The sequence below is a fragment of the Hallella colorans genome (assembly GCF_003096815.1).
GTDB lineage: Bacteria > Bacteroidota > Bacteroidia > Bacteroidales > Bacteroidaceae > Prevotella > Prevotella colorans.
The window spans coordinates 174087-187323 of the sequence record NZ_QENY01000001.1; the positions used below are offsets into that span (position 1 = coordinate 174087).

12 protein-coding genes and 1 pseudogene are annotated in these 13237 nt (G+C 44.6%); 5 read left to right on the forward strand and 8 right to left on the reverse strand.

Features of this window, described 5'->3' with window-relative positions; translation table 11 throughout:
* Position 1: 1 nt before the first annotated feature.
* From traJ to C7379_RS00830, 8 genes are all read right to left on the reverse strand, one after another.
* Positions 2-1039 carry a conjugative transposon protein TraJ gene (gene traJ / locus C7379_RS00795; RefSeq protein WP_102698297.1) on the reverse strand — a complete coding sequence of 346 codons (1038 nt, stop codon included), beginning with the start codon at positions 1037-1039 and terminating at the stop codon, positions 2-4.
* Positions 1040-1092: 53 nt separating this feature from the next.
* A complete protein-coding gene (locus C7379_RS00800) occupies positions 1093-1722 on the reverse strand; it encodes a DUF4141 domain-containing protein (RefSeq protein WP_021668806.1) in 630 nt (209 codons plus the stop codon).
* Between the two features lie 27 nt (positions 1723-1749).
* Entirely contained in the window at positions 1750-4263 is a 2514-nt protein-coding gene (locus C7379_RS00805; protein WP_116615554.1) for a TraG family conjugative transposon ATPase, read from the reverse strand.
* Positions 4260-4595: a DUF4133 domain-containing protein gene (locus C7379_RS00810; RefSeq protein WP_116615555.1), complete on the reverse strand. Its 336-nt coding sequence runs from the start codon at positions 4593-4595 to the stop codon at positions 4260-4262. The genes C7379_RS00805 and C7379_RS00810 overlap by 4 nt, the downstream gene beginning before the upstream one ends.
* A gap of 2 nt (positions 4596-4597) precedes the next feature.
* Positions 4598-4900 carry a DUF4134 domain-containing protein gene (locus C7379_RS00815; RefSeq protein WP_004354999.1) on the reverse strand — a complete coding sequence of 101 codons (303 nt, stop codon included), beginning with the start codon at positions 4898-4900 and terminating at the stop codon, positions 4598-4600.
* Positions 4901-5054: 154 nt separating this feature from the next.
* Positions 5055-5828, reverse strand: coding sequence for a hypothetical protein (locus C7379_RS00820; protein ID WP_004339328.1), 774 nt, complete (start codon positions 5826-5828; stop codon positions 5055-5057).
* On the reverse strand, positions 5825-6352 hold the full coding sequence (locus C7379_RS00825) for a DUF3408 domain-containing protein (protein WP_116615556.1): 528 nt from the start codon (positions 6350-6352) through the stop codon (positions 5825-5827). The genes C7379_RS00820 and C7379_RS00825 overlap by 4 nt, the downstream gene beginning before the upstream one ends.
* Positions 6339-7142, reverse strand: a complete 804-nt coding sequence (locus C7379_RS00830; RefSeq protein WP_116615557.1) for a division plane positioning ATPase MipZ — start codon at positions 7140-7142, stop codon at positions 6339-6341. The genes C7379_RS00825 and C7379_RS00830 overlap by 14 nt, the downstream gene beginning before the upstream one ends.
* Before the next feature lie 590 nt (positions 7143-7732).
* Here C7379_RS00830 and C7379_RS00840 point away from each other — a divergent pair.
* The 5 genes and pseudogenes from C7379_RS00840 (at position 7733) to C7379_RS00865 (ending at position 13148) form a co-directional block, all read left to right on the forward strand.
* Positions 7733-8113 carry a plasmid mobilization protein gene (locus C7379_RS00840; protein WP_116615559.1) on the forward strand — a complete coding sequence of 127 codons (381 nt, stop codon included), beginning with the start codon at positions 7733-7735 and terminating at the stop codon, positions 8111-8113.
* The gene (gene mobB / locus C7379_RS00845; RefSeq protein WP_116615560.1) at positions 8110-9390 is read left to right on the forward strand and encodes a conjugal transfer protein MobB; all 1281 of its coding nucleotides are present in this window, start codon (positions 8110-8112) and stop codon (positions 9388-9390) included. The genes C7379_RS00840 and mobB overlap by 4 nt, the downstream gene beginning before the upstream one ends.
* 66 nt (positions 9391-9456) lie before the next feature.
* The gene (gene mobC, locus C7379_RS00850; RefSeq protein WP_116615561.1) at positions 9457-11460 is read left to right on the forward strand and encodes a conjugal transfer protein MobC; all 2004 of its coding nucleotides are present in this window, start codon (positions 9457-9459) and stop codon (positions 11458-11460) included.
* Between the two features lie 653 nt (positions 11461-12113).
* A pseudogene (locus C7379_RS00860) lies at positions 12114-12482 on the forward strand (IS30 family transposase); the annotation flags it as partial.
* A 150-nt stretch (positions 12483-12632) separates the two neighbouring features.
* Complete coding sequence (locus C7379_RS00865) at positions 12633-13148, forward strand: hypothetical protein (RefSeq protein ID WP_133241849.1); 516 nt, start codon at positions 12633-12635, stop codon at positions 13146-13148.
* The last annotated feature ends 89 nt before the right edge of the window (positions 13149-13237 follow it).

The window sequence follows — 13237 nt, forward strand, 5'->3', positions numbered from 1 at the left end:
TCTATTTTCCTTTGAGCAGTGCTCCCTTGATACGTCCACCGACATTTCCCACAGCGGCACCTGCGCCTGCCATGGCAGCCTTGCCACCAGTGTATGCACCTTGTGCGCCACGCTGTGCTGTCTGGTTGACATTGCGACCGTAGGAGCCGATACCGCCTCCAGCTTCAATAATCCAACCTGCCACAGTAGGTACACAGAAGTAGCCTACAATACCGATAAGGAAGAAGACGATGTAATACCACGTTCCCGAATCAGGCAGATAGTTCGGATCGCTGAGCGCATCTATGTCTTTCTGCATCATCAGCACCTGTATCTTGGTAAGCAGTGCCGTAAGAATAGAGCTGACAGGCAGCCACAGATAGACCGATATATAGCGTGAGAACCAAGCCGTAAGTGATCCTGCAAGACCATCCCATACGGCTATGCCGAACACGATAGGTCCGAGTATCGAAAGGACAATCAGAATAAAGGTGCGAAGCGTGTCGATGATGAGTCCCGAAGCATGAAACAGCAATTCCAAAAAGTCGTGAACAAGTTTCATGAACCATTGCTTGGTCTGATAGGCGGCACGCTCGGCATACATCCCCGCAATCGTCACGGCATCTTCTGGACCGATAATGCCCATTTCCTCTATCTTCTGGTCGAACTTTTCGTTGGAAACCAAATAAGCCGTCTCGGGATTCCTGAGGTAGGCTTCCTCCTGCAGCTTATCCCTTTTTGCGGTCAGTTCCGCCAAGTTGCCTTCCTGCTGATGTACCATCATCTCCGTTCCCTGCACTACGGGCGAGAGAACGGCATTCATCGTACCCAGTACGACTGTCGGGAAGAACATGATGCAGAAGCCCAAGACAAAGGGGCGTAGCAAAGGAAACACATCGATTGCCTCGGCACGAGCAATGGAAGCCCATACCCGAAGGGCAATATAAAAAAGCGCACCCAAGCCCGCTATCCCCTTAGCAATGCCCGTCATCTGGGCACAGAGTGGCATCATCTCGTCATAGGTGGAGCGTAGCAGCTCATGTAAACTGGCAAAATCCATAAGCAAAAGTTTTTTTATGAAAGTTCGTTCAAGTTCTTTCTTTGTCTGTGGATTTACCAGTACCTGCTTGCCGTGTTGCCGTAGAGTGCCTTGACAGAGGCAAGGTCGTTCTTCTCACGGGCACGGACATAACTCACGGAGATATTCTTCCTTGTATAGTACGACACCAAGGAGCGGTACTCGCGTAGTGTGGTATAGATACGGTCTATCTGCTGCATACGCTCGTGGTCGTTCATCGAGAAGACATTACTCTTGACGATGGACTTGAGTTCTTTCAGGCTCTCACCACTTTGCTCGAGAAGCTTGGTGTAGCCCGAAGCCATCGCAGCGAGTTCTGTCGGGCGGAAGTTCTTGTCAGAGAGCATCTTCTTGTAGGAAGTGACATAGACCTCAGAGATGTCGCCTACCATGAGAATACACTCCTTGACCTTATAGGCATCGCCTATGAGGTTATTCACCTTCTTTAGGGCATCGTAATACTTCTTGGTGTCGTTGTAGAGTTTTTCCACCTCCTTGAATCCGTCCAAGGTATTTTTTACTGTCTTCGAGGCGGTGGCTATCTCCTTGACCGTATTGGCAATGTTGCCGGCAAAGTTACCCGGGTCATAGACCGTCCACTGTGCGTGTGCTTTGGAAACTGAAAGGCTCAATCCTAAGAGAGCCATAAATAAAAACTTTTTCATTGTTACTGCTATTTTGATTGTTCGTACTTATTTCTTCTTATTATTTCTTTTCTCATTGGCAAGCTGTCGGATAGCGGTCTCTATATCGCCACCGAGTTGTTCCGCACGCTGCATGACCTCTACCTTTTCTGTTTCCTCCGTGGTGTAGGTCAGGTATTCCTCCATGCTCACCTCCGTAGCATAGACAGCACTCTGCATACCGCCCAGACCTATCCACACCTCCTTGTAGAGTCGGTTCGGGTCATTGTTTTGATTGATGGAGAGTATCTGGCTCTTTTCCTTTTCCGAAAGACCGAGCATCGCCTGTATGCCATCGAACTTGGTCATGTACTTGCGCTGGTCAAGCAGTATCTTGCAGTCGGAGTTGTTGATGATGCTCTCCTTGACAATGGGCGACTGAATAATGTCATCCACCTCCTGCGTTACCACAATGGCTTCTCCGAAATACTTTCTTACCGTCTTGTAGAGATACTTGATGTAGTCTGCCATGTTTGCCGAAGCAATCGCCTTCCACGCTTCCTCAATAAGTATCATCTTGCGGATACCCTTTAATCGGCGCATCTTATTGATGAAGGCTTCCATGATGATAATCGTTACCACAGGGAAAAGGTCTTTATTATCCTTCACTTGATCGATTTCAAAGACGATGAAGCGTTTGGAGAGCAGGTCAATATTCTTGTCCGAGTTCAAAAGGAAGTCGTAACGACCGCCACGATAGTATTGCTTCAATGTAGTTAAGAGGTTGTTAATGTTGAAGTCCGAGAGCGTTACCTTGATGTCACGCTTTTCCATATCCTTGCGGTACACGTCCCGCAGATACTCATAGAAGGTATTGAAGCAGGGAACGATGGTATGATCCGTCCTGATAAGTTCGATATAGGCATTGACGGCAGAACCGAGTTCGCCTGCTTCGGTCTTGGTGATATGTTCATCAGCACTTTTCCAGAGCGTGAGCAGCAGCGTACAGATACTCTCCCTTTTCTCTACATCGAAGAAGTAATCATCTGTATAAAAAGGGTTGAAGGATATCGGATTTTCATTGGTATAGGTAAAATACACACCGTCCTCACCCTTGGTCTTGCGGTGGATAAGTTCACACAAGCCTTGATATGAGTTACCCGTATCGACCAAGAGGACATGCGCTCCTTGCTCGTAATACTGGCGTACCATGTGGTTGGTAAAGAAAGACTTGCCACTACCCGAAGGACCCAAGATGAACTTGTTACGGTTGGTAATGACTCCTTTTTTCATCGGCAAATCCGATATATCCAGATGAATAGGTTTTCCAGAAAGGCGGTCAGCCATCTTGATGCCGAAGGGAGAGAGCGAGTCCTTATAGTTCGTCTCTGCCGTGAAGAAACAGAGGGCAGGCTCTATAAATGTATAGAATGACTCTTCTGCGGGAAAGTCAGCTGCATTGCCGGGAATACCCGCCCAGTAGAGCGTTGCCGCATCAATGGTGTTGTGGCGAGGGTGGCATTCCATAAGAGCAAGTGCAGAACCCACGTCATTCTTAATCTGGCGAAGTTCTTCCTTATCGCTACTCCATGCCAATACATTGAAGTGGGCACGGATAGAGGTCAGACCCTGTGAATGGGCAATATTGAGATACTCCTGTATCCACTCCTCGTTGATTTGGTTGCTACGGCTGTAGCGTGCCAGCGAGTGCATATTCCTTGCCTGCTTCTCGAAACGTTCCAAGTTAGCATCGCTGTCCTCGATGAAGATATACTGGTTATAGATGTGGTTGCACGGCAGCATCAAGCCCACGGGAGCGGCAAAGGACAACCTGCAATCCGAGCGGTCGGTGGATAACCGCTCATATCGGCTGTCCGTGCTGACCGCTGTCGGCAGGTCATCCGTGTCGGAGAGTGTGTGTAGACAAAGCATATTGTCGCCCACACGCACAAGGTCTGCGCCCAGACGGATGTCCTCCAAAGACGAATGCCCCTCTTCAGATAAAGAGAAATACCTGTCGAGCAGTCCTCCTTTTTCATTTGTGCCAACCAGCTCTTCTTCAGTCATGCGGACAATCCTTATCTGCTCGGTATCATTGATGATACGCTCGAACTGGTCTACGGCTTCCATGAACTTCATCACCTCGTCCTTGTTGGTGATTTCCTTAGGCAGCAGGTGTCCACGACAGAGTGAAGAGAAGTTACTCTGCTGAGCCATACGCTGCTTGTTGGTCTTGGTAAGGAAGAGATAGACAGAGTGGTATAGATACGGGCGCTCGTTAAAGTGCCGTTCAGAGGAACGGGCAAGGAAGCTCAGTCCGCCATCGGAGAGCTTTCCTTGATAGTCCTCCTTAATAAACCAGTCCTGCTTGTGTACGATACTGTAATTGGGTAGTACCTTGATTGCCTTATGCCAGGCAGAGTGCATTGCTTCGTATTCTGTAGAAGTGACGGTAAAGAGTTCGGGCAGTTCCATACGGAATGCGACCGTAATATCTGCGTCCTTGCTCACCATGCAGCCCTGCTCGATGGAGAGCAGTGGAAACTTCGACTCCAAGGTACTTATCTTACTGTTGTTTCTCATTGCTTCTTTCTTTTGGGTTGAAGGTTACAGATAAGGTGATAGACCGTCCGGCGGTTCAAAAGGTAGCGTGGGTGCATTCTCACGGCTCCCTTTTTCATGAGTCCGTATTGCCCATACTTTCGGTTCATGGCAAACGTTTGCCACACCACGAGGGTGGCACCCACTACGCCTATGACCAGACAGGCTATTTGGCTCACTCCGCAGAGATAGAGAATGACCACGAGGATGAAGACAGCCAGCAATCCTCCTGCAAAGAGGAATAGGTACTGCGCCTTCAAGCCCTTGAACTCCACCGTCCGACCTACACCTTTGATGATTTCCCACTCAGCCATTGTTACAAGAAGAAAGAACGTAGGATGGTGGCAGCCACGATGAGGAAGATACACGCACCGAACCAAGAGGCTGCGGTCTTGCTCGTATCGGGGTCGCCACTAGAGAACTTGTTATAGACTTTTATTCCTCCGATCAAGCCCACCACGGCGCCGATGGCATAAATCAATTTGGTACCGGGGTCAAAATAACTGGTTACCATCTTTGTGGCTTCGTTGATGCCCGCCATTCCATTGCCCTGCGCATAAGCTCCTACGGTGGCGGCAGCCATCAGGAGCAGCATTGTGATTTTCTTTTTGTTGTTCATTGCTGTTTTTATTTTAAGTTGTTAAACAAATTATTTTCATTTTGGTGAAAGTGACAAGGGGTAGCTCGGTTTTATCGTATGACAGATATTGGCAGATTGTTTTACTTTTGAGCCACCCCCGCATCACTTTACAATATGAATAAAAACATTAGTCTTACAGATAGTATGACAGTGGACGCTCGCCCATATCGTCAGTTTCCGTCATCAGATTGTCAGAAGAGTTCTTTCTGGAGGCATCGAAAGTGGACAATTCATCTGTCTGCTCTTCTCCTTCCTCTGCGCTTCGGATTTTATCCAGCAGGATGGACTGCTCACCTTGCATTTTGGCGACATACTCCTTGTATTTCTCCATAAAGTCAGTGCCTTTAAGTTGACCGACAATTTCCTTGACTTCGACATCATCTACCTCATCACTGTTCTTACGCCACTTTCTCATGCGACCTAAGTCACGTGCGAGGATAGATTGACTGGATACCTCGCCATCTTCAGATGCGGACTCAATAGGCAGACTCAGATCCTCGCGAGCAACCTCGTTTTCGTCCTCTCTTTCCATCTCATAGCTAACCTCCATCTCGTTATCCTCTTCCTTCATGTCATCTTTATTTTCGGAGTTTTGCGGTACAAAATTATTACTATTCTGCTTTGAATTTTCAGATGAAGAAGCAGAGGGAACTTGTGGGATAATAGGGGAAATGGAACGGCTTTTGCCAATCAGTACAAACTCGGCTTGATCTTCTGTTCCTTCTCCTTTTTGTCCGTCTTTTTCCTTCGTCGCTTCATTCTCCTTAGTCTGCTCATTGCCCTTTTTATTTTTCTTGATAAGGATGCCATACGGAGATACATACCGCATATAGAAGTACAGGATACCCAGCATTATCCAAATGATGATGAGTATCAGTATAAAACTGAAAAGTATTGTTTCCATCATAGTGTTATTGTTGTCTTGCGTCTTTGTTTTGCTGCCGCACTGTTGAGCAATTCGAAATGTTCACGCAGGTGTTCCCTAAGAATGTTGTCTATATATGCGGCTATGGAAACACGCTCCCCCAAGTCCTGCAACACGTTGCGCAGGTTCTGCAGCGTTTCCAGATTAATGGAGAAGGCTGTCCGCATTTGGGAGCGGACGGGATGAAAGTACAGGGAACGGTAGTCCTCTATGGAAAGGGAGGACACGCAGGGCTTTTCCATTCTCGGCTTCCTTTCCCGTTTCTGTTCCGTGTTCCCCGTTTCCTCTCTTTCTATTTCATCTACCGGTTTTTCTTTTGCTGTTTTCGTTTCTTTCGTCTCTTCTAAATTATTGTCTTCCTCCCCTGATGTTGCTGGGGAGGACTCAGTATCCTCGGAAGGGTCGAAGGAGTTTGGTATCGTGACAGGTTTCACCACGACATTGTCCTCTGCCATTTTCTTCAGCTTGTTTTCCAGCTGTTGCTTTCTTTCTTCAATCGTTGCCATTTTCTGTTTTCGTTTTTAGTTTGAGACGTTGAATTATCTCATTGACGAGTTCGTCCAGCCCTGTACCCATTCGTAATCCCCTTGCAGGGGGCTGATAGGTAGAGCGGAACACTCCGCGCAGTCCGTATGTGGAAAGTTCGTGAGAGAAGCGGTGCGTGGCATATACATAGCCGGGCAGGAGCGTGAGTTCGTATTCGTCGATGAGCTTTGTATATTCATCGATGATGATGTTCCTTACTCTTCTGTCCACCTTGTTCCAGAACAGGATAATATCCTTTATCCGGGAGTCGGACATCGAAACTCCAATCTCCGTGATAGTCTTGGCGTATGCCAGACATGAAACCAGCGACTGAATGTCGGCTTCAATCGGAGAAAGGATATAGTCCATCTGAAGGGACAGTTCCATCAGTTCGGTTGTTCCGGCATGTCCCGGGAAATCAAATATAACCAACTGGTACTTCTCGTTGCTGATTCCGTCGATTTTACTTCGTGCAGTCCTGACGGCTTCCTTGGGTGCGGACTTGTAAATTCTGTATGCTTTTTTGCCAAGGTGATGAAAGTACTCCTGCATGGATTTGGAAAGTTCTTCGCTCTCCTGAACGATACTTTTCTCACGTTCCCTCAGTTTGTAGAAAGAGTCTTGCGACAGGTCGCAGTCCATCACGAAGAGGTTGATGCCTTGTTCGTAGTACAATATGCTGCTTACGATTTCGGCAAGAGTACTTTTTCCCACTCCTCCCTTTTGCGAGGAGAACCCCAAAAAGAGGGGGCGTTGTTGTTTGTTCTCCATAATGATAATTTCTTAGTTTATATTATTTGTCTATTTGATGTTTGGATGTTCTTTTACTCTTAAGAGTTATCAGCAGACAGTTTGTTTTGACTACATTTGGTTCATACGATAGTCCTAAAGAACTATTTCGAGTTCTTACAATCTGTTGTACTGACAATAGTTTGTCATGACAATAAATTGTTATGAATATGTATTGTTCCTTCTTGTCATCTTTGGTGCAAGCAGGCGGTAATATGATATATCTTTTGCTTGTGTTATCATACCATTGTTCGCTCGTTCTGATTGCAAAATAAATGATATTTCTGCTGATTTTATTACAGCGATGAAGTGCAGGGAAATACGAGGAAAAAGAGTGAATATCGCTGATAATGAGATATTTGAAAATCTGCCGTAACTTTGCAGGCGAGAATAATACATGGAGGTAACGTCCCGAAGCAGACACCCCACAAGGGTGGATACTTCAATCGTATCAACTCTTGATATTGGCAAGGTGTGTCTTTGTCCGACAAACTCCGTTTTTGCCGACAAAGACCCTTGCCCCAAAGGGGAATTAAATTACTCCAAAGTCGTAATTACAAAAAGGAAAGATAATGAATGACAAGATTGAACGATGGGACAGATGGGACACCCGGCTTCCCAACCCAAAAGATCAGCAAAGAGCGATTGATTTGTTTCAGCGTTCGGGCGCAGAAACCAAGTCGGATTTTGTGCGTGGTCGCATTCTTGGGGAGAGTTTCAAGGTGATAACGGTGGACAAATCTGCCGTGGAATACTACCGAAAACTCTCAGAACTGACGGCACAAATCCATAAAATTGGCGTGCTCTATAACCAGACCGTGCGTGCCATTAACAGCTATCATTCGGTCAAGACCGCACAGATTCTGCTTGAAAAGTTGGAGAAACTCTCGGCTCAAATCATTGCATTGCAAGAACAGGCTATCCGTCTGACCATAGACTATCGCAAGAAATGATAGCGAAGATTTCTGCAACGGAGAACCTTGGAGGAGCACTCGGCTATAACTTCAAAAAGGTAGAGAAAGAGGAAGCAAGCATTCTTTTTGCCCAAAACTTGTATCAAAACAAAGAGGGAACATATACGATGGCAGAGGTATTTGCCGATATGGAGTCTTTGATACCGGAAAAATGCCGAACAAAGAAGATGGTGTTCCATTGCTCGCTCAATCCACACCCGGACGAAAAACTATCCGATGAAATACTCGCACAGATTGTCAAGGAGTATATGGAAGCACTCGGCTATGGCAAGCAACCCTACATCGTGTTCAAGCATAACGACATCGCTCGTGAGCATATCCACATTGTGTCGCTTCGGATAAATGGTGAGGGAAAGAAAATCAACGACAAATTTGAGAAGCGAAGAAGCAAGAAGATTACTGATACCTTGGAAAGGAAATACAATCTAATCCCAAGTTCAAAGGTTGGAGAGAAAGCGATAACAGAAACGCCAAAGGTGGATACCACAAAAGGAAATATCAAGGAGCAGGTGGCAAGTATTCTTCGCATGGTGATGAAACATTATCGTTTCTGTTCTTTGGGCGAACTGAACGCCATTTTGGGCAAATATAACCTTGCCGTAGAGGAAATCAAAACAGAGTTTCGGGGAAAGAAATATGACGGACTTGTCTATGTTCCGACTAATGACAAGGGAGACAAGGTAAGCAGCCCTATCCACGCCTCGGACATTGGACGTGGTGTGGGCTATACAGCCGTGCAGAACAGGATGCAGAAGTCCAAACAAGCTATCAAGCCATTGATATCAATCATAAGGTACAGGGTGTTACAAACAATGCGTACCTCTCTAAAGACAGAGGAAGAACTTCAGCAAAGACTGGAGGAACAAGGCTTGCGTGTGTTTATCCGAAAAAACGAAAGCGGGCGAATATATGGTATCACGTTCATTGACGACAAGGAGGGAATTGCTCTTAATGGCTCACGATTGGGCAAGGGATATGCCGCCAATGTTTTTAATGCCTATTTCTCCAATCCTGCCCATAACCCATTCTTGGACGAAACCTTGTATGGCAGTCCGTCTGTCCATTTGGAACAATCGGCAACCGTTCAACCCTCGCAGCCAAATACGGAGGAAAGCGACAACCTTGTCGATGAACTTATCGAAAGTATGGCAGATGGCTCATTCCTATCTACGGGCAACGATGATTGGAAGGAGGCGGCGTGGCAGCGTAAGCTCCGCAGGCAGAGTAAGGTAAATCTTAGGCGTCGAAAACATTAAACAAACGAGCATTTCTTTCTCCCCTCCTTTGGAGGGGACGGGGGAGGCTCCCAAAACAATACGATTATGGCACAAGAAGATGATTTAAGGGCATTAGGCAAAGTCATGGACTTTATGCGGGGTATATCGGTGATATTCCTTCTTATCAACTGTTATTGGTTCTGTTACGAGGCATTTCATGTCTGGGGGGTTACGCTAGGCATCATTGATAAAATTCTGATGAACTTCCAGCGTACCACGGGATTGTTTTCATCCATCCTTTGGACAAAACTCTTTTGTGTGGTTTTCCTTGCCTTGTCTTGCCTTGGGACAAAAGGCGTGAAGGAGGAGAAAATCACTTGGCCAAAGGTTTGGACGGTGCTTTTCTCCGGCTTCGTCTTTTTCTTTCTCAATTGGTGGCTGCTGGCACTGCCCATCGGCAAGGTTGGGGCAGCTACTCTATATATCTTCACACTGTCCGTGGGTTATATCTGCCTGCTGATGGCAGGTGTATGGATGAGCCGACTGCTGAAGAACAACCTGATGGACGATGTGTTCAATACGGAGAATGAGAGCTTCATGCAGGAAACCCGACTGATGGAGAATGAGTATTCTGTCAATCTGCCTACACGTTTTTACTATAAGAAGAAGTGGAATAATGGCTGGATTAACGTAGTCAATCCTTTCCGCGCCTCGATGGTGCTCGGCACACCGGGTTCTGGTAAGTCGTATGCTATCGTGAACAATTACATCAAGCAGCAGATTGAAAAGGGCTTTGCGATGTATATCTATGATTATAAGTTCCCTGACCTTTCCGAGATTGCTTATAATCACCTGCTTCATCATTTAGATGCCTACAAGGTAAAACCGCAGTTCTTTGTGATTAACTTTGACGATCCACGAAGAAGCCATCGCTGCAACCCTATCAATCCTGCCTTTATGACGGATATATCGGACGCTTACGAGAGTGCCTACACGATTATGCTCAACCTCAATCGTTCGTGGATACAAAAGCAGGGAGACTTCTTTGTGGAGTCACCAATTATCCTATTGGCAGCCATCATTTGGTTTCTCAAAATCTATGAGGACGGAAAGTACTGCACTTTCCCTCATGCCATTGAGTTTTTGAACCGTCCCTACGCACAGATATTCCCGATACTTACTTCCTACGATGAGCTTTCCAATTACCTTTCGCCTTTCATGGACGCTTGGGAGGGAGGAGCACAGGACCAGTTGCAGGGACAGATAGCCAGTGCCAAGATACCGCTTTCACGCATGATTTCTCCAGCCCTCTATTGGGTAATGACAGGTGATGATTTCTCGCTCGACATCAACAATCCCAATGAGCCGAAAGTTCTTGTTGTGGGCAATAATCCCGACCGCCAGAATATCTATTCGGCAGCCCTCGGTCTGTATAACAGTCGTATCGTGAAGCTCATTAACAAGAAGAAGCAGCTCAAATCTTCAGTGATTATCGACGAGTTGCCGACTATATATTTTCGTGGACTTGATAATCTGATTGCTACTGCACGAAGTAATAAGGTAGCGGTATGTTTGGGCTTTCAGGACTTCTCCCAGCTCACTCGTGATTATGGCGACAAAGAGAGTAAGGTGATACAGAACACTGTGGGCAATGTCTTTTCCGGGCAAGTCGTTGGCGAAACGGCCAAGACGCTCTCTGAGCGGTTCGGCAAGGTCTTGCAGCAACGACAATCGATGACCATCAATCGAAACGACAAGTCCACCTCTATCTCCACACAGATGGATAGCCTTATCCCTGCATCGAAAATCAGTAACCTTACTCAGGGTATGTTTGTTGGTGCCGTGTCCGACAATTTTGATGAACGTATCGACCAAAAGATTTTCCATGCGGAGATAGTTGTGAATTCTGCCAAAGTATTGGCAGAGATGAAAGCCTATCAGCCTATACCCGTGATAGCGGATTTTACAAACGAAGTTGGCTCCGATAATCTCAAAGAGACTATTGAAGCCAACTACAAGCGTGTAAAATGGGAGGTTATTTCATTGATAAAATTAGAAATAGAGCGCATCAAAATAAATCCATCTTTACATTACCTCATAAAAGAATAGCATACATCTCAAGAAATAATTCTCTCGACTGAGATGTATATACCAACCATTTTTTATAGGACGATATAACTCTATATTTGCAGAATATCTTTGAGCAACTTGATCCAAATCAGGAGGTAATTCTTTCTACGAGATACATTTCAGTGCTGGGATCTAAGTCAACCTCTTTATCTTAGTTCTTTATATTTTCTCAAGATTTGGAGTATAGACATACTTCCTTGTACCCTCCGCTGATAGAAACATCCCATGTGTGAAAGAGCAAGCATACTTCCGAGATCCCATCATACTGTATACTAATAATATCCAGCCTTTTGATTAAAGAGTCCAATTCCTTTTTATCTTTAGATGAGATAATATAGGCTGTACAATCTGTTTCATTATAGGGTGATAATGAAATCCATCGTACTTAACAGAAATTTTCCTCAATCTCTCAAATTCAGACTCGTGAAGATTGAAATTCTCTAACATTTGATGATCTCGCGGCACGTTATTTCTTGTACATCCAAAAATCAAAAAAATGAATGTAATTAAAAGAATATTAATAATTTGGGTATTTCTTGATATTTACAAGTTTGTTATTCTGATAAGATTTATAGATTTTATCTAAGATAGCTTGGGTTGTTAAGAAAGAAGGATTTCCTCCATATCTATTATATATGGAAAAACTCGAAACAGGAAAGCAGGCTGTTCCCTTTGCGCATGTTGTAGTACGGCTGCTGAGAGGGTCTGGGGTGCCAGTAAGAACCATTACCACGGACAATGGACGTGAGTTTGCAGCACACCAGATTATAGCAAAAGAACTCAATACAACCGTTTATTTCGCACATCCATACTCGTCGTGGGAAAAGGGCACCATAGAAAACATGAACGGACTTATCAGACAATATATACCCAAGAAAACAGATTTCAGGGGAATATCAAAAAAATACATCAAGGAGATTAAGGAAAAATTAAATAACAGACCCAGAAAGAAAAATGGATTTATAAAGCCAATAGATATGATTATGACAAAAATGGTATAACTTTGCACTTGCTTATGGAATCCGCCAAGTATCCTTTTACTTTTAAATATTCACAAAACAAGTAGCAGGATAGTTAATATATATAAAATACCAATGCTGTTTATAAGGGTTTTTGATATCTTTCAAGTCATTACAAAAAAACAATTAATTATGTCATATAATATTTTTTCTAAATTTCTCTATTGTACCATCGCTATTACATCAATGTCTCTTATAGCATGTAATAAGGATGATGATCATTTCTATGTGGAAAAGTTTCACAATAAAATGGTTTATATCAGTCTTCAAGATATGCAGGGGAAAATTGTTGATGATAGTATAACTATTGCAAAACTTACTGGCTTTAAGGAGAAAATAACCGATCTAAGAGGAGCTACACAAGAGCGTCCGTTTGATTATGAGGATATACTATATATCAATAATACATGGTATTATACAATTGTTCCTTCCAGTAGATATAATGTCAAATTTCCAGGTCGTGGTATATATATAGCAACGGATACCATTTCTTTCGCAAATACAAAATACGAATTACAGCAAAAGGTTGACTTTGATCTCCAAAAAGAGGAATATGCTAAAGTTGTTTGGACTAAAATAGATGGGCAAACCGTTACAAGTCTATTGCCAAATTTAGAGGGTACTTACATTAAGCTTTCTTATAGATGAAACTCCAATCTCTCCTACTATTACTATTTTCTAGCTCTACTGTAATTCTGGAAGGTAAGGCTCAGACGGAACTATATTTCAACAAGAAA